This is a genomic window from Acidovorax sp. LjRoot74 (assembly GCF_964254355.1).
In the GTDB taxonomy this organism is placed as follows: Bacteria; Pseudomonadota; Gammaproteobacteria; order Burkholderiales; family Burkholderiaceae_C; genus Acidovorax.
In genome coordinates this window covers 2,521,969-2,539,541 of record NZ_CAXUTI020000001.1, presented here as the reverse complement: position 1 = coordinate 2,539,541, position 17,573 = coordinate 2,521,969, and the positions used below count along the sequence as shown (strand labels likewise).

Annotated in this window: 12 protein-coding genes; 4 read left to right on the top strand and 8 right to left on the bottom strand. The window is 64.4% G+C overall.

Annotation, left to right across the window (positions count from 1 at the left end; translation table 11 throughout):
- Positions 1-35 precede the first annotated feature (35 nt).
- Positions 36-776, top strand: a complete 741-nt coding sequence (locus ACSQ3O_RS11885) for a hypothetical protein (protein WP_436138997.1) — start codon at positions 36-38, stop codon at positions 774-776.
- A 241-nt stretch (positions 777-1,017) separates the two neighbouring features.
- Here the strand turns inward: ACSQ3O_RS11885 and ACSQ3O_RS11880 are convergent, their stop codons facing one another.
- The 3 genes from ACSQ3O_RS11880 to sbcB all read right to left on the bottom strand — a co-directional run bounded on the left by ACSQ3O_RS11880 (position 1,018) and on the right by sbcB (position 5,231).
- Complete coding sequence (locus ACSQ3O_RS11880; protein WP_436138996.1) at positions 1,018-2,337, bottom strand: protein kinase domain-containing protein; 1,320 nt, start codon at positions 2,335-2,337, stop codon at positions 1,018-1,020.
- Positions 2,338-2,377: 40 nt separating this feature from the next.
- Positions 2,378-3,625 carry a cystathionine gamma-synthase family protein gene (locus ACSQ3O_RS11875; protein ID WP_436138995.1) on the bottom strand — a complete coding sequence of 416 codons (1,248 nt, stop codon included), beginning with the start codon at positions 3,623-3,625 and terminating at the stop codon, positions 2,378-2,380.
- Between the two features lie 160 nt (positions 3,626-3,785).
- Positions 3,786-5,231 carry an exodeoxyribonuclease I gene (sbcB, locus tag ACSQ3O_RS11870; protein WP_436138994.1) on the bottom strand — a complete coding sequence of 482 codons (1,446 nt, stop codon included), beginning with the start codon at positions 5,229-5,231 and terminating at the stop codon, positions 3,786-3,788.
- Between the two features lie 213 nt (positions 5,232-5,444).
- On the opposite strand from sbcB, the gene ACSQ3O_RS11865 reads away from it, so the two are divergent.
- Positions 5,445-6,803 (top strand): lytic murein transglycosylase, encoded by a 1,359-nt coding sequence (locus ACSQ3O_RS11865; protein WP_436138993.1) that lies wholly within the window; start codon positions 5,445-5,447, stop codon positions 6,801-6,803.
- A gap of 216 nt (positions 6,804-7,019) precedes the next feature.
- On the opposite strand, the gene clpA is transcribed toward ACSQ3O_RS11865, so the two are convergent.
- From clpA to dnaE, 3 genes are all read right to left on the bottom strand, one after another.
- The gene (gene clpA, locus ACSQ3O_RS11860) at positions 7,020-9,368 is read right to left on the bottom strand and encodes an ATP-dependent Clp protease ATP-binding subunit ClpA (RefSeq protein ID WP_436138992.1); all 2,349 of its coding nucleotides are present in this window, start codon (positions 9,366-9,368) and stop codon (positions 7,020-7,022) included.
- Between the two features lie 57 nt (positions 9,369-9,425).
- Positions 9,426-9,794, bottom strand: a complete 369-nt coding sequence (clpS, locus tag ACSQ3O_RS11855) for an ATP-dependent Clp protease adapter ClpS (protein WP_029414237.1) — start codon at positions 9,792-9,794, stop codon at positions 9,426-9,428.
- A 98-nt stretch (positions 9,795-9,892) separates the two neighbouring features.
- Positions 9,893-13,432 carry a DNA polymerase III subunit alpha gene (dnaE, locus tag ACSQ3O_RS11850; RefSeq protein WP_436138991.1) on the bottom strand — a complete coding sequence of 1,180 codons (3,540 nt, stop codon included), beginning with the start codon at positions 13,430-13,432 and terminating at the stop codon, positions 9,893-9,895.
- A 195-nt stretch (positions 13,433-13,627) separates the two neighbouring features.
- Here dnaE and ACSQ3O_RS11845 point away from each other — a divergent pair, with 195 nt between their 5' ends.
- Positions 13,628-14,425 (top strand): outer membrane protein assembly factor BamD, encoded by a 798-nt coding sequence (locus tag ACSQ3O_RS11845; RefSeq protein ID WP_137747907.1) that lies wholly within the window; start codon positions 13,628-13,630, stop codon positions 14,423-14,425.
- Here ACSQ3O_RS11845 and ACSQ3O_RS11840 read toward each other — a convergent pair.
- Positions 14,388-16,448, bottom strand: coding sequence for an ATP-dependent DNA helicase (locus tag ACSQ3O_RS11840; RefSeq protein WP_436138990.1), 2,061 nt, complete (start codon positions 16,446-16,448; stop codon positions 14,388-14,390). The two genes, ACSQ3O_RS11845 and ACSQ3O_RS11840, sit on opposite strands and share 38 nt — an antisense overlap.
- The gene (locus tag ACSQ3O_RS11835) at positions 16,448-16,603 is read right to left on the bottom strand and encodes a YdcH family protein (protein WP_436141114.1); all 156 of its coding nucleotides are present in this window, start codon (positions 16,601-16,603) and stop codon (positions 16,448-16,450) included. The genes ACSQ3O_RS11840 and ACSQ3O_RS11835 overlap by 1 nt, the downstream gene beginning before the upstream one ends.
- A gap of 156 nt (positions 16,604-16,759) precedes the next feature.
- On the opposite strand from ACSQ3O_RS11835, the gene ACSQ3O_RS11830 reads away from it, so the two are divergent.
- Positions 16,760-17,566 (top strand): PP2C family protein-serine/threonine phosphatase, encoded by an 807-nt coding sequence (locus ACSQ3O_RS11830; RefSeq protein WP_436138989.1) that lies wholly within the window; start codon positions 16,760-16,762, stop codon positions 17,564-17,566.
- Positions 17,567-17,573 lie beyond the last annotated feature (7 nt).

The following is a 17,573-nucleotide window of genomic DNA, read 5'->3' as shown; positions in this document are numbered from 1 at the left end:
AGGCACTCAAATTTCTCTGTTCTGGCCGGGCAGATATGGCAGAGATTGTTAAAACTCGGGCGGCAGAGAGATCCGGTATTTTGAAGGCGTGCCTACTGTATTGCACGGCAGAAACGACGAGTGCCTTATTGTTCGAGGCTTTGCGTGAAATCTCCAGTATGAGCCTCGAACAACGCAGGGAGGAGCAGACAAGTCTTCTTGAACAGATTGATGTCGACTGGGCCGGAAACGAGGTACTTTTTGTTCAACTACTGAAATTGCGTGATGCAAATCTCGCCTTGGCTCTTCTCAACCAGATTTATAGTGCGGTGAATTGTCCACTCGGACGCATTGAGATTGGCCCAATCGAATGGTGGCTGGATTGGCTCGCTGACGAAATTGATCGTGAGACGCACCCTATATTTTTTGATCGAATTTCTTGGTTGTTCTCTGCTTGTTTGAGCAAAGAAGCGCAGCAAGCCTTCGTGAAAGAGTTCAATCAATCTGGCTCGAAGTATCGATTTGTACTATCCAATTCAATTCTCCGACACCAGGATGGCCTTACGACTGACGACTTTAGCGCAGATGCGGTTTCATTCTTGTTGGCTGATTTAGGTCGCATTGAGAGTAGTTATTCATGGTACGGCCATATTTTGGGAAGAACAGCAACCGAACAGTTTGTCTCTGAACGACTGTTGCCTCTGGTTTCCGCAGCAAAGCATACCCTTTTGAAGAATCTTCAGACAGTTCTTCGACAGGCAGGTTCTCGGCATGGCCGTCGTTATCTTCTAGATTGAGGTGCCAGCCGACCTTCGCGCGGGCGCGGCGGGGAATCCGGCGATTACTACCCGACGTTGGTAGTGCTAACGAACTGCTCGACGATTAGCATTTCGATAAATTTGTATTCGCTCCTGCAAAAACTCTTCATTCACTCTTAAATTTCGTCTTTTTGGGCCTCTATCGCTTATCCGTCAAGCGCTAGCAGCTATAAATTTCATAGTTCCACATCACCGAAGCCGGGGCAACTCGCCCACCCACTCACTCCGGCTCACTCAACCCCTGCTCCCACTCCGCCAACTGTTCATTGGTGGCAATCAACCGCCCCACCAGCAGCTTGATAAAGGCTTTGTCAAACCGCGACTGCAAATCCTCCGACGCCTCGCGCAGCGCCGGGTTGCGGACCTTGAGCACCAGCACTTCGGTCTCGGCCACGGCGGAGGCGGTGCGCATTTTGTTTTCGGGGCGCAGGTAGGTCATTTCGCCCAGGGTGACGCCGGGGCCCAGGGTGCTGAGGTTCCAGCCCTGGCGGCTAATGGCGACCTGGCCTTCGATGAGGATGCAGAACGAATCGCCCGGCGTGTTCTCGCGCATCAGCACGGTGCCCTGCTCCAGGCGGCGCCAGCTGCCCAGGCGCATCAGCTCCCACAGGGCGACGTCGTGAAAATCGGCAAAAAACGGCAGTGCGCGCAGGCGGGCGAAGCGTTCGGCCTCGGTGTCTTGCGAGCGCTGACGGGGCAGGCCCCGGTGGGCGGCGAGCAGGGCCTGGGCAAAGTCGGGCCAGGTGGCAAAACGGTCGGCGGGCTGCTTGGCCAGGGCGCGGAGCAGGACTTCGTCCACATGCGGGGGCAGCGACGCGCGCAGCAGGCTGGGGGGCGTGGGGGCGTCGTTGCTGATCTTGTAGAGGGTGGCGAAATCGGTGTCGCCATCAAACGGGCGGCGGCCGGTGAGCAGCTCGTACACCACCACGGCCAGCGAGAACATGTCGCTGTGGTGGGTGAGGTCCTGCTCGCGCACCTGTTCGGGCGACATGTACGACGGCGAGCCCACCAGGCCCGACAGCTGCGTGGCATCGCTGCGCAGCGACAGCGCCGCGCCGAAGTCAGTCAGCTTCACATCCCCATCGCGCGCCAGCATGAGGTTGGCAGGCTTGATGTCCCGGTGCACCAGGCCTTCGCGGCAGGCGTAGTCCAGGGCGTTGCAGCACTTGAATGCGATGTCGAGCACCTGGGGCACGGGCAACAGCGCATCAGGCGTTGCAAAGTCGGACAGCGGCTGGCCGTCCACGTATTCGAGCACCAGGTAGGGCGGCAGCGCTTCCTCGTCTGCATCCAGCAGGCGCACGATGTTGGGGTGGCGCAGGCGGCCCGACAGCGCGGCCTCGTTGCGCAGCAGCTTGCGGTAGCGCTCGGCCTGTTCGGGCACCTTGAGCAGGTGTGAGTGGGTTTGCTTGATAGCCACCTTGCGGCCCCGGAAGCCGTCCAGCCCCAGATACACAATGCCACTGGCGCCCCGCCCCAGTTCGCGCTCGATGCGGTATTTGCCGATGCTGGCGGGTGGTGCAGAGGTGACAGTGGCCATGGCGGGGCTCCCGGCGTGGGTGGGCGGTGAAGGCGGCGGATCAGGCTCCGGCGAGCGCCTGCTCGAAATCGGCCAGCAGGTCTTCCACCTCTTCCAGGCCCACCGACAGGCGGATCATGCTGTCGGCAATGCCCATGGTGGCGCGCACGGCGGGGCCGGCCTCCCAGAAGATGGTGTGCGCCACCGGGATGATGAGCGTGCGGGTGTCGGCCAGGCCTGTGGCCTTGATGGGCAGCTGCAGGCGGTTGCACACGGGCAGGCATTGGTCGGGGTTGCGCAGCTCGAACGACATGAGCCACGAGCCTGCCTTGAGGTGCTTTTTGGCAAAGGCATGCTGCGGGTGCGAGGGCAGCAGGGGGTACAGCACGCGCGCGATGGCCGGGTGGGCCTCTAGCCACTGCGCCAGCGCCAGGGCTGTGGCGCTGGTGCGGTCCATGCGCAGGGCCAGGGTTTCGGCGCCCAGGGCGAGCTGGTGGGCGGCGTGGGACGACAGCGTGCCGCCCATGTCGCGCAGGCCCTTTTTGCGCAGCTGCTGCAGGCCCCAGCCCTTGGCGTCGCCCTTGCGGTAGGCGGCAAAAATGTTGGGGTAGCGCGACCAGTCGTACAGGCCGGTGTCGGTGATCGCACCGCCCAGCGCGTCGCCCAGGCCGCCGATGCTTTTGGTGAGCGAGTTGACCACCAGCCCCGCGCCCACCGTGGCGGCGCGGAACAGGTAGGGCGAGGCCACGGTGTTGTCCACCACGTACAGCACGCCATGCTGCTGGCACAGCGCGCCAATGCCTTCCAGGTCGGGGACTTGGGTGCCGGGGTTGGCGATGGTTTCGACAAACACCATGCGGGTGTTGGGGCGCAGCGCGGCGGCCACGTTGGCGGCGTCGGTCACATCCACCGTGGTGACTTCAATGCCCAGATCGGCCAGCGTGCCCAGCACGCTGTTGGTGTTGCCAAACACGAACTGGCTGGCCACCAGGTGGTCGCCCGCCTTGAGCAGCGTGAGGAACACGGCGCAGATGCCCGCCATGCCGGTGGAGAAAACGATGGTGCCGTGGCCGCGCTCCATCTTGGTGATCTTGGCCTCCAGCGCCGCCGTGGTGGGCGTGCCCTGGCGCGCGTAGTTGAAGCCGCCCTTGGCCGTGCCCTGGAAGACGGCGATCAGGTCTTCGACCTTCTCATAGCCATATTGCACCGAGGTGTGGATGGGCTGGTGGATGGCGCCCTGCTCGGCGCCGCCCAGGCGGTCGGCGTGCACGATCTGGGTGGTGAAGCTGCGGTTTTGCGGTGTCGTCATAAAAATCTGCGGCTGCTCTGTTTCTACTGGTCTACGTGCAAGGCGGGGCAACTAACACTGGCGCGATCTCTACGCCAGCGCCCCCGTGGAGCTGGCTTTGCCAGGCCACCGGGGTGCGTCCCCCCTCTGGGGGGAAGGCGCGCCAGCGCCTCAGGGGGAGCTACCGCTCCGGTGCGATGTGCTCGGCGTAATCGTACAAGGCCCCCAGGATGTCCTGCGTGCGCTCGTCGTCAGCGGTCTCCGACAGGGTATCGATTTCGGTGAACAGCTGCTCCACCGTGCGCGCCCCGCCCTGCCCGTCGAACAGGCAGGCGGCGCGGTGGGCCTCCCAGCGCTCTTGCTCCTCAGGCGTGAGGGTCTGCGGAAAGTTGCGCGCCCGGTAGCGCCAGACCAGCTCGGTCAGGCGCGGGTCGTCAAAACCCGTTCGGGCGGTGGCCAGCTTGGCGCCGGACATGCTGCGCAGGTCGTTCAGATAGCGGCGATCGTTGTTCCCCACGAAGCCGCCGTACAGGTCCTGGTCCACATCGGGGGCGGGCTCAGCGGGCCGGGCGAACACGGCGGGCCAGATGCCGCTCATGTCGGGCAGGCTGCGCGCCACCTCGGCGTGCTGCGCGGCCTGGGTCAGGTCGATGCCCCAGCGCTGCGCCAGCGCGGGCGTGAGGGTGTTCACATTGCCCACCACCATGGGCGATTTGTTGAGGTGGATGGTCTTGATGGGCAGGCGTGTGACGCCCTCGGGCAGGTCGGCCGAGCGGGTGAACATGCGCAAGCGGATGTCCTCCACATTCAGCGCGGCCAGTTCGCGCGGGTCGTGGGCCAGGTCCCAGGCGATCAGCTCGTTCTTGTTGGTGGGGTGGCTGGCCAGCGGCCACATCACGCCCAGGCAGCCGCGCTCGGTGGGGAACATGCCTGACACATGCAAGAACGGCCGCGCCGTGATGGCCGTGGCGGGCAAGCGCAGCTCAGCGGCCACGCGGTCTTTTTTGTGCAGTGCCAGGGCAAAGTCAAACAGCTTGGCGTTGTGCTGGCGAATCAGCCGCGCCAGCGCAATGGTGGCGCGCACGTCCGACAGCGCATCGTGCGCGGCCTCGTGCAGCAGGCCATTGGCTTTGGAGAGGTGCTCGAGCTTGAAGCTGGGCGCGCCGTCTTCCTTCTTGGGCCAGGCGATGCCTTCGGGCCGCAGCGCATAGGTCATGCGCACTACGTCCAGCAAGTCCCAGCGGCCGCACTGGTTTTGCCATTCGCGCGCATAGGGGTCGATGAGGTTGCGCCAGAACATGAAGCGCGTGATCTCGTCGTCGAACCGGATGGTGTTGTAGCCCACTCCGATGGTGCCGGGCTGGGCGAACTCGGCCTCGATGCGGTTGGCAAACTCGCGCTCGGGCAGGCCTTTTTCCAGGCAGAGCTGGGGGGTGATGCCGGTGATGAGGCAGGACTGCGGATCGGGCAGGTAGTCGTTGGCCGGCTGGCAGTAGATCATCAGCGGCTCGCTGATCTCGTTGAGGTCGGCATCCGTGCGGATGGCTGCAAACTGCGCCGGGCGGTCGCGGCGCGTGTTGGCCCCGAAGGTTTCGTAGTCGTGCCAGAGGAAGGTGTGGGCAGCCATGGTCGGTCAGCAAACAGGGGCGGGACGGGGATGTCGGCGGGGTGGAGGCGCAACTGTAACCGGATTTGCAGGCTTTTTAGGCCCCTACCGCCTGTCCATCATGCCTTTATAGCTATACAAATAATAGCAAATCATAACCCGTGGCTGCATGGCGCTCACTAGGTGATACACCTGCGGCCCGGCCGCAGCGTGGCCGCGCGGGACAATGGCGCCATGCATTGCCCCCTCCCCAACTCCAACACCAACTCCCGCCCCACCATCGCCTCGCCCCACCGCCCGCTGCCTGCAGGGTCCACGCCGCTGGCGGTCTGGCTCGCGGGCCTGGCGCTGGCGGGTTGTTCTGCAGTCCCCGCGCCCTCCCCCACACCTTCCGCGCCCCCCCATCCAGTGCCTGCGTCGGCCCCTGCGCCCACAGGCGCGGCCCCATCGGTGACCGATTCCAATGACCACACCGCAGGTTTTGCAGCCTGGCGCATCGAGTTTGCGGCCCAGGCCCTGGCGGCGGGCATCCAGCCGAACACGGTGCGCGATGTGCTGGGCCAGGCGCAGTGGCAGCCGCGTGTGGTGGAGCTGGACCGGGCCCAGCCCGAGTTCTCGCGCACGCCCTGGGCTTACCTCGACAGCGCTGTATCGGCCCAGCGCGTAGCCCAGGGCCAGGCCAAGCTGGCCGAACACGGCCCCACGCTGGAGGCCGCTGCCGCGCGCTACGGCGTGCCTGCCACAGTGGTCACCGCCATCTGGGGCATGGAGAGCAACTACGGCAGCAACTTTGGCAGCTTCCGCACCGTGGACGCGCTGGCCACCCTGGCCTACGAAGGGCGCCGCCGCGCCTGGGCCCAGGGCGAGCTGCTGGCGGCGCTGCGCATCGTGGACCGGGGCGACATTGCAGCCGAGCGCATGCTGGGCTCGTGGGCGGGCGCCATGGGGCACACGCAGTTTCTGCCATCGGTGTTTCTGGCCTACGCCGTGGATGCCGATGGCGACGGGCGGCGCGACATCTGGGGCAGCATCCCCGATGTGCTGACCTCTACCGCGCACTTCCTTGCACGCTCTGGCTGGCAGGCCAGCGAGACCTGGGGCGCCGAAGTGGTGCTGCCGCCCCACTTCGACCACGCCCGGGCCGACCCCGCCGTGCGGCAGACCACGGCGCAGTGGGAGGCAGAAGGCGTGCGCTCAGCCGACGGCCAGCCACTGCCTGCCCTGGGTGCAGCCTCCATCACCGCCCCGGCGGGCGCACGCGGCCCGGCCTTTGTGGTGGGAGCGAACTTCCGGGCCATCCTGCGCTACAACAACTCGGTGAACTACGCGCTGGCAGTGGCCCTGCTGTCCCGCCAGATTGGCGGCGGTGCTCCGGTCATCGGCGCCTGGCCGCGCGACCTGGAGCCCTTGTCCCGCACGCAGATGCAGGCGCTGCAGGAGGCACTGAACCGCAAAGGTTTTGCAGCGGGCACGCCCGACGGTGTGATGGGCCCTGCCACGCGCGCCGGGCTGCGCGGCTATCAGCGCAGCCTGGGCATGGCGGCAGACGGCTATCCGACGGTGGAGCTGTTGCAGCGGCTGCAAACCCCTTGATACTGCGCTGATCCACGGGTCTGGAGCACACGCCTCCTGGGCCTCAGGATGGATGCAGTGGCTAGCAGCGGGTCCCGTGGGGCCCAACAGCAGGATTGGAAGGCCCAAGGGCCACCTACGGGGCCAGAAAACAAAAAACCCACGGCATTCACCGTGGGTTTTTTGTTTGTCAGGCGGTGCCCCGAAAGGCGCTCGACACTGGCGGTGACCGCCGGGTCAGTCTGCCGTGGCCTCTTCTGGCTCGGCAGGCTCCGACTTGGCAGAACGCTCCTTCTTGGGCAGCGGCTGGATGTCGAGCAACACCTCGGGCGTCTCCAAGCCCTTGTCATCGGTCTTCATCTCGATGTCCACCGTCAGGCGGCCACCTTCGGTCAGGCGGCCAAACAGCAGCTCGTCGGCCAACGCGCGGCGGATGGTGTCCTGGATCAGGCGCTGCATCGGGCGTGCGCCCATGAGCGGATCGAAGCCCTTCTTGGCCAGGTGCTTGCGCAGTTGGTCGGTGAAGGTGACTTCCACCTTCTTCTCGGCCAGTTGCGTTTCCAGCTGCAGCAGGAACTTGTCCACCACGCGCAGGATGATCTGCTCGTCCAGGGCCTTGAAGTTGACGATGGCATCCAGCCGGTTGCGGAACTCGGGCGTGAACAGGCGCTTGATGTCGCCCATCTCGTCGCCCGCCTGGCGCGGGTTGGTGAAGCCAATGGTCGCCTTGTTCATGGTCTCGGCGCCGGCATTCGTGGTCATGATGATGAGCACGTTGCGGAAGTCGGCCTTGCGGCCGTTGTTGTCCGTCAGCGTGCCATGGTCCATGACCTGCAGCAACACGTTGAAAATGTCCGGGTGTGCCTTCTCGATCTCGTCGAGCAGCAGCACCGCGTGCGGCTTCTTCGTGATGGCTTCGGTCAGCAGGCCACCCTGGTCAAAACCCACATAGCCGGGGGGCGCGCCAATCAGGCGGCTCACAGCGTGGCGCTCCATGTACTCCGACATGTCGAAGCGGATGAGCTCGATGCCCATGATGTAGGCGAGCTGCTTGGCCGCTTCGGTCTTGCCCACGCCCGTGGGGCCGCTGAACAGGAAGGAGCCAATCGGCTTGTCGCCCTTGCCCAGGCCCGAGCGTGCCATCTTCACGGAAGAAGCGAGCACTTCGAGCGCCTTGTCCTGGCCGAACACCACGCTCTTGAGGTCACGCTCCAGCGTCTGCAGCTTGCTGCGGTCGTCGTTGCTGACATTGGCGGGCGGAATGCGCGCAATCTTGGCCACGATCTCTTCGATCTCTGCCTTGCCGATGGTCTTCTTGCGCTTGCTGGGCACCAGGATGCGCTGGGCGGCACCGGCCTCGTCGATCACGTCAATGGCCTTGTCGGGCAGGTGGCGGTCGTTGATGTACTTGGCGCTCAACTCAGCCGCAGCCTGCAGGGCCGCAGCGGCGTACTTCACGCTGTGGTGCTCTTCGAAGCGGCTCTTGAGGCCCTTGAGGATGTCGATGGTCTCGGCCACGCTGGGCTCAACCACGTCCACCTTCTGGAAGCGGCGGGACAAGGCAGCATCCTTTTCGAAGATGCCACGGTATTCCGTGAAAGTGGTTGCGCCGATGCACTTGAGCTGGCCGCTGGAGAGCGCCGGCTTGAGCAGGTTGGACGCATCCAGCGTGCCGCCCGAGGCTGCGCCCGCACCGATCAGGGTGTGGATCTCATCGATGAACAGGATGGCATTGGGCTTGTCCTTGAGCGACTTGAGCACGCCCTTGAGGCGCTGCTCGAAATCCCCCCGGTACTTGGTACCCGCCAGCAGCGCGCCCATGTCGAGCGAATACACCGTGGCCTCGGCCAGGATCTCGGGCACGTCGTTCTGCGTGATGCGCCAGGCCAGGCCCTCGGCAATCGCCGTCTTGCCCACGCCAGCCTCGCCCACCAGCAGCGGGTTGTTCTTGCGGCGGCGGCAGAGGATCTGGATGGTGCGCTCGACCTCGTAGTGGCGGCCGATCAGCGGGTCGATCTTGCCGTCCTTGGCCGCCAGGTTCAGGTTCTGGGTGAACTGTTCCAGGGGCGAGGCCTTTTCGCTGCGCTCACCACCACCGCCTTCTTCGCCCTCAGCCTGGTTCTCAGCCTTGGCGGGTTCTGGTGGCTCGCCCTTCTTGATGCCGTGGGCGATGAAGTTGACCACGTCCAGGCGCGTCACGCCCTGCTGGTGCAGGTAGTACACGGCGTGCGAGTCCTTCTCGCCGAAGATGGCCACGAGCACGTTGGCACCCGTCACCTCTTTCTTGCCATTGCCCGTGGACTGCACGTGCATGATGGCGCGCTGGATCACGCGCTGGAAGCCCAGCGTGGGTTGTGTGTCCACCTCATCGGTCCCGGCGACCTGGGGGGTGTTGTCTTTGATGAAGTTCGACAGCGATGAACGCAGATCATCGATGTTGGCCGAACATGCGCGCAGCACTTCCGCTGCGCTGGGGTTATCGAGCAATGCAAGCAACAGATGCTCCACGGTGATGAACTCGTGGCGCTGCTGGCGGGCCTCAACAAAGGCCATGTGCAAGCTGACTTCCAGTTCCTGGGCAATCATGTGAACTCCTTTGTGCTTGCGTGGAAGGGATAACTTTAGATCGGGACAAAAGACCTGTTATTCAACAGGTTCACTGACACATTGCAGTGGGTGGCCAGCCTTGAGGGCGGCGTCAAGCACTTGTTCCACCTTGGTAGCGGCGACGTCGCGGGAATACACCCCGCAGACGCCTTTGCCATCCAGATGGATTTTCAACATGATCTGGGTGGCTTGCTCACGGTCCTTGCTGAAGAACTCCTGCAGGACCACGATGACGAACTCCATGGGGGTGTAGTCGTCATTTAGCATGACCACCTGGTACATCTGGGGCGGCTGGGTCTTCTGGGTGCGCCTTTCGAGCACGACCGAACCGCCATCATCCCGCGCTGGCCGTGTGACGGGCGGCGCGGTGGGGGGTGAGGGTGGTTTTGTTGCCATGAAAATCATTCTAGCGACCCGCGCAGGGGGCTGCCGCAGAAGAAGTTGGGAGTTGACCCGGTATTTTTCAAGCCATGGCTGCCACAGAGGCAGCCACTTCCCCCGCGTTATTCGTACACCACGCTCGCCGCCCCCGGGCCCGCCTGCGCAGTCCATGCCGCCAAGGCTGCATCCGACGGGAAAAACCGTGCGTTTTCGCCCAGTTGCAGCTCGGCCACTGCCGCCGCGTCCTCGGCCTTGCAGCGCACCCCCATGCGCACCCGCAGGCCATGCACGGCGACTTCGCCCTCGGCACTTTCCTCGCGCCGGGCCGGAAACTCCTGCACCAGACGCGGGACATCAGGCAGCTTGTCGCCCACCGCCACATGCAGGTACTTTCCAAACCGGCAGCGTGCGCCCGCCAGATCCCACACCTGCTGCACCTTCACGCGCAGGCCACCACTGAAGTGGTCCAGTTGCAGGCGCCCCATCATCACCACGAACTCGTCTTCCTTGAGCTGGTTGCGGTAGGTGTTGATCAAGGCCTCGTCGGCCGATGCTTCGATGACGGCGGACTTGTCATCCAGCTTGAACAAGGCCAGCTTGCCCCGCTGTCCATTGATCACCCGAAAGTCGCTGATGATCCCGGCCAGCACCTGGGGTTCGCGGCTGTCGAGCAGTTCATCGATCTGGGTGCGCACAAAGCGGCGCACCTCGGTGACCACCTCGTCAAAAAGATGGCCGGAGAGATAAAAGCCCACCGCCGTTTTTTCCAGCGTGAGCCGCTCCTTGATGCCCCAGGGGAGTGCTTCCACCAGGTCTGGCTCTTGCGTGCTGGAGCCATGGGCATCGTCGCCCATCATGTCGAACAACCCGCCCTGGTTCGCATTGGCCAGCGTGGCTGCTGCAAAGTCAAAAGCCCGGTCGATGGATGCCACCATCGCGGCGCGGTTCATGTTGATCGAATCGAACGCACCCGCCTTGATCAGCGCTTCCACAGTGCGTTTGTTCATGCGCGCCTTGTCCACGCGCAGGCAGAAATCGAACAGGCTCTTGAAGGGGCCGGTGGTGGAGCCGTTGGGGCCCTCGCCCCGCCCTTCGCGCGCCGCCACCATGGCTTCGATGGCCTGCTGGCCCGTGCCTTTCACGGCGCCGAGGCCATAGCGGATGATCTTGTCCGTGACCGGCTCGAACCGGTACTTGCCCCGGTTCACGTCCGGTGGTTCGAAGGTCATGCCGAAGTGCTTGACCGCGTCCTCGTACAACACCTTGAGCTTGTCGGTGTCGTCCATTTCCACGGTCATGTTGGCGCAGAAGAACTCAGCGGTGAAATGCACCTTGAGCCAGCCCGTGTGGTACGCCAGCAGAGAGTACGCGGCGGCATGCGACTTGTTGAAGCCGTAACCCGCGAACTTCTCCATCAGGTCGAACACCTCGTCGGCCTTCTCCTGGTTGATGCCCTTTTCGGCCGCCCCCTTGCGGAAGATCTCGCGGTGCTCGGCCATCTCCTCGGCCTTTTTCTTGCCCATGGCCCGGCGCAGCATGTCGGCGCCGCCCAGGCTGTAGCCGCCCAGCACCTGGGCGGTCTGCATCACCTGCTCCTGGTACACCATGATCCCGTAGGTCTCCGACAGCACGGGCTCGACCAGCGGGTGTGGGTACTCCACCGGTTCCTTGCCGTGCTTGCGGTTCACGAAGGTGGGGATCAGGTCCATGGGGCCTGGACGGTAGAGCGCGTTCAGAGCAATCAGGTCTTCAAGGCGGCTGGGTTTGGCCTCCTTGAGCATGCCCTGCATGCCCCGGCTTTCAAACTGGAACACGGCCTCGGTCTTGCCCTCGGAGAACAGCCGGTAGGTGGGGCCGTCATCCAGCGGAATGGTTTCGAACGCAAAGTTCTCCTGGCCCTTGTGGCGCTTCATGATGAACTCGCGCGCAATCTCCAGGATGGTGAGCGTGGCCAAGCCCAAGAAGTCGAACTTCACGAGGCCAATAGCCTCCACGTCGTCCTTGTCGTACTGGCTCACGGCCGATTCGCTGCCCGGCTGCTGATACAGCGGGCAGAAGTCGGTGAGCTTGCCCGGCGCAATCAGCACGCCCCCGGCGTGCATGCCGATGTTGCGCGTCATGCCTTCTAGCTTTTGCGCCATCTCGATGACGGTCTTGACGTCTTCTTCCTTGCGCACGCGCTCGTAGAGCATGGGCTCCAGCTCCAGCGCGTAGTTGTTCTTATCGCCCTCTTTCTTCACCTCGGGCGGGTACTGCAAGGTGTACGACATGCCCGGTTTGCCCGGCACCAGCTTGGAGATACCGTCGCAGAAGGTGTAGCTCATGTCCATGACACGGCCCACATCGCGGATGGCCGCCTTGGCCGCCATCGTGCCGAAGGTGGCAATCTGGCTCACAGCGTTCTTGCCGTACTTCTCCTTCACGTAGTCGATCACGCGGTCGCGGTTGCCCTGGCAGAAGTCGATGTCGAAGTCGGGCATCGAGACCCGCTCAGGGTTCAGGAAACGCTCGAACAGCAAGTTGTATTCGAGCGGATCCAAGTCGGTGATCTTGAGCGCATAGGCTACGAGTGAGCCTGCACCCGAGCCCCGACCCGGCCCCACGGGACAGCCGTTTTCCTTGGCCCACTGGATGAAGTCGCCCACGATCAGGAAGTAGCCCGGGAAGCCCATCTTGAGGATGGTGCCGATCTCGAACTCCAGCCGCTCCACATAACGCGGACGCTGCTGGTCGCGCTCGGCCTCCTTGGGGAAGAGCAACTTGAGGCGCTCCTCCAGCCCTGCGAAGGAAGCATTGCGGAAATGCTCATCGATGGGTATTCCATTGGGCGTGGGGAAGTCCGGGAGTTGCGGCTTGCCCAGCACCAGCGTGAGGTTGCAGCGCTGGGCGATTTCCACCGTGTTCGCCAGGGCCGAGGGCACATCGGCGAACAGGGCCTGCATCTCGGCCGAGGACTTGAAATACTGGTCGCGGGTGAACTTGCGCACCCGGCGCGGATTGGCCAGGATTTCGCCTTCAGCAATGCAGATGCGGGCCTCATGGGCTTCGTAGTCGTCTGCCGTGGCAAATTGCACCGGGTGTGTGGCCACCACCGGCAGGTTCAGGCGAGCCGCCAGCTGGGCTGCAGCCGCGACATGGCTTTCGTCGTCAACGCGGCCGGCGCGCTGCAACTCCATGTAAAAGCGGTGCGGGAAAATCCCTGCCAGGCGCAGTGCGAGGTCGGCCGCGCCGGACTCATCGCCCTTGAGCAGGGCCTGCCCCACCGGGCCCGCCTGGGCACCCGAAAGCGCAATCAGCCCCTCGGACAATTCCTCCAGCCAGGCCCAGGTACACAGCGCCAGGTTCTTGACCACGTTGCGCGTCCAGGCACGGGCCAGCAACTCCGACAGGTTGAGGTAGCCCTGGCGGCTTTGCACCAGCACGATCATGCGCGACGGTGCGGCCCCTGCTTCGCCTTCCAGGAAGATTTCAGCCCCCAGGATGGGCTTGACGCCCTTGCCACGGGCTTCCTTGTAGAACTTGATCGCGCCAAAAAGGTTGTTGAGATCGGTGATGGCCAAGGCTGGCTGGCCGTCCTTGGCGGCCGCCTTGGCCACCTCATCGATTCGATTGGTACCGTCCACGACGGAAAATTCGGTGTGCAGGCGCAAGTGAACAAACATGGAGCCATTGTAGAAAGCCCCGCACCTGCCTGGCCGAAAGCCAGGCTCACGGCGCCGCTGGGCGACAACAGCCACCAGTACAATGCCTTTTCTGTTCAAGATGCCCGTGGGCCTTGGGCCGGAAGCGCAACACACGCCCTGGCCCCACAAAGCCCTGCGTGCACCTGTTCCCTCATTTGCTGAAAGCTGCTTGCGATGCTGCGTGCCCCTCTGCCCCTCGTTTCCGCCCTGCTGCTTGCTGGTCTGCTGGCAGGCTGCTCCAGCACCACCGAAGACAAAACGGCTGGCTGGAGCCCCAACCGCATCCACTCGGAAGCCAAGGACGAAATGAGCAGCGGCGCCTATGACAAGGCGGTTCCCCTGCTCGAAAAGCTCGAAGGCCGTGCCGCAGGCACGCCTCTGGCCCAGCAGGCCCAGATCGACAAGGCCTACGCGCACTACAAGGCTGGCGAAAAAGCCCAGGCCATCGCCACGCTGGACCGCTTCATGAAGCTGCACCCCGCCAGCCCTGCGCTCGACTACGCGCTGTACCTCAAGGGCCTGGTGAACTTCAACGACAACCTGGGGCTGTTCTCGTTCATCTCCCGCCAGGACCTGTCCGAGCGCGACCAGAAAGCCGCCAAGGACTCGTTCGAGGCCTTCAGCGAACTGGTCACCCGCTTCCCTGACTCGCGCTACGCGCAGGACTCGCGCCAGCGCATGACCTACATCGTCAACTCGCTCGCGCAGTACGAAGTGCATGTGGCCCGCTATTACTTTCAGCGTGGTGCGTATGTGGCCGCCATCAGCCGCGCCCAGGTGGCCGTGGCCGACTACCAGGGCGTGCCAGCGCTGGAAGAAGCGCTGTACATCCTCATTCAGTCATATGATGCCCTGGGCATGACCCAGCTGCGTGACGATGCGCGCCGCGTCATGGACAAGTCCTACCCCCAGAGCCCCTACCTGAGCGGCGGCTTCAAGGGAAAGTCGGATCCGTGGTGGAAGGTCTGGTAAGCAACGCCTGAAGGGCTTCGCCAAAAGCCTCTTCAGATTCCAGCCGCCGCATGGGCGGCAATGCAGCCAGCAGGCGCTTGCCGTAGCCCATGGTGACAAGGCGGGTGTCCCCCACCACCAGAATGCCCCGGTCCGACTCCCGCCGGATCAGGCGCCCGGCCCCCTGCTTGAGCGCTACGGCCGCTTCCGGCAATGCATAGGCCTTGAAGGCTTTCCCCCCGGTCTTTTCAATGCGCTGGGTGCGCGCTTCGACCAATGGGTCGCCGGGTGGCGGGAAAGGCAGCTTGTCGATGACCACGAGCTGCAGCGCATCCCCGGGCACATCAAACCCTTCCCAAAAGGTGGCGGACGCCACCAGCACACACCCCGGCTGACCATGCCCGGCGCCCTCACGAAAACGCTCCATCAGCCTGCGCTTGGGCCATTCGCCCTGCACCAGCACCTCCAGGGCGCCTGACGATGCAAACCGCTTCTGGAGGGCTTCGCCCACGGTGCGCAAAGCCTTCAAGGTAGTGGTGAGCACCAGGGTGCGCCCCCCCAGCCGCTCTGCAGCATCGCCCACCCATTTCGCCAGCACCGGGCTGTGCGCAGGGTCGGCCGGCGCAGGCAGCTGGCGGGGCACATACAGCGCGGCCTGGGCGGGATAGTCAAAGGGGCTGGTCACCCGCAGGATTTCAGCCTCCTGCAGCCCGGCCCGCTCGGTGAACCAGCTCAGGCGTTCGTCATCGCCCAGGGTGGCCGACGTGAAGATCCACGCCCGCCCCGGGCCGGCGGCAGGGGCCTCGGGCCAGCCGTCGCCCTCCTCGTTCTCCGAAGCCTCTGCAGGCGCCGCCAACAGGCGCGTGCGCATGGCATCGGCAATGTCCAGCGGGGACGCCACCAGCCGCAGTTGCGCCCCCACATCAACCCACCGCACCCCCTCAGAATCGGCAGGGGCTGAAAACCGGGCCAGCCGCGCCAGCAGCTCCGAGCCTCGCTCATAGAGCCGCACAAAGTCCGGCGCAATCTCACTGACCGTGTCCAGCGCCTCCTGGGCCTGCACACAAGCCAGCGCCACGCTGCGCAGGGCATCGCGCCAGTCGCATTCGGGAATCCCCTCCGGGGTTTCGTCCGCCCACCGCAGTTTGGCGCCACCGGGCGCCGCACCGGCCACCAGGCGCAGGTCCCGCGCCGACAACTCCACCAGGCGAGACAGCCCCACCCAGTCCGCCAGACCGCGGGCGTGCTGCAGGCCTGCGGCCAGCAGGTCCCGGCTGAAATCTATCACCTGCCCCGTGGACAACTGGGTGCCTAAAAACTGCACCCCTGTCTCATTGATCTGGTGCGCCTCGTCAAACACCACCACGCGCACCGTGGGCAACAGCTCTGCCATGCCCGACTCGCGCACCGCCACATCAGCAAAAAACAGATGGTGGTTGATGACCACAATGTCGGCCGCCAGCGCCTCGCGCCGCGCCTTGTGCACATGGCATTCACGGAACCGGGGGCACTGCGATCCCAGGCAGTTCTCGCGGGTGGAGGTGACCAGGGGAATCACGGGCGAGCGATCATCCAGCCCCGTCAGCTCGGCCAGGTCGCCAGACTGGGTGTGGTGCGACCAGCCCTCCACCTTGGCCAGCACACGCGCCACGCCCCGGTCCTGTGCCTGCACGTCCTGGCGCGCCAGTTCCATGCGGTACAGGCACAGGTAGCTGGAGCGCCCCTTGAGCAACGCCATGCGCACCGGCATGCCCAGCGTGTCCACCAACCAGGGCAGGTCGCGTGCAAAAAGCTGGTCTTGCAGTGCCTTGGTGGCGGTGGACAGCAGCACACGCTCGCCACTGAGCAACGCCGGAACCAGGTAAGAGAAGGTCTTGCCCACCCCGGTGCCAGCCTCCACGACGAGGGCGCCCCCCGCTTCGATGGTCCGCGCCACGGCACAGGCCATCTGGGTCTGCCCTTCGCGGGGCTGGAAATGCGTGTCCGCCCGCTGCAAGACGCCACCGGAGGCAAACACCTCCGACACCATGTCCATGAGCGCCATCAGGCTGGCTCTTGCGGCTGGAGGTCGCGCTCCAGCCGGTCCATGGCGTCGCGCAACGCCAGCCTGCGCTTTTTCAGCCGCCGCAACGTCAGCTCATCGGGCGCCGCCTCGGGTGCGCAACGATCGATCAACGCATTCAGATCCGCGTGCTCCATGCGCAATTCGATCAGTTGTCGGTGGGGAGAGTGAAGACTGGGTTTCAAGGCAAGAGCGCCGCAAGCATGGCGAAAATGCCACAGGCGGGCGGATAATACGCGCTTGGCCCGTTTTCCACGACGAGCGTTTGTGCGCGCGCCCCCACAATCACCAGCATGACCAAAGCGTTTCGCCTCATCGCGTCCACCGGCATCCACAAGGGCGACCGGGAATACCAGCAAGACCAGGTCGCCCTGATCTCCCACGACCGGCACAATGGCTGCGTGCTGGGCGTGATCGCCGACGGCATGGGCGGCCGCAGCGGTGGCCGCAAGGCATCGGATCAGGTCATGATGACCGCGCGGCAGCTGTTCGAGCGCTACTCGCCCGACACCGACGATGCGGTGTCCATGCTCAAGAACATGGTTGAAGAGGCCCACATTGTCATCCGGCTGACGGCCATTTCGGCGGAACAGGAACCCCACAGCACGATTGCCGCTTTCCTCATCAACCCCCGGGGCGACTGCCACTGGGTGCATGCAGGCGACTCGCGCATCTACCACTTCCAGGGGCCCCGCATGGTGTTCCGCACCAGCGACCACTCCTATGTCCAGGCGCTGGTGGACCGGGGCGAGCTGACCGAGGCCGAGGCCAACAACCACCCCCACTCGAACATCCTGGTCGGCTGCCTGGGCACCGAGAGCGATCCGCCCATCACCACCCATGTGATTCCCCAGCTGCAACCGGGCGATGTGCTGCTGGCCTGCAGCGACGGGGTGTGGCACTACTTCTCGCCCACCGAACTGGCCTCGGTGGTGGACTCCTTGTCCCCCCGCGAAGCCACCGAGTTCCTGATTGAAAAAGCGCGCTCCCGGGCCCGGGGCGGTGGCGACAACCTGTCGCTGGTCATCGTGAAGATAGAAGCCCTGGTCGAAGAAAAGAAGATCGCACGCCTCATGCCCATCGACACAGGCCGCGCCTAACCCAACG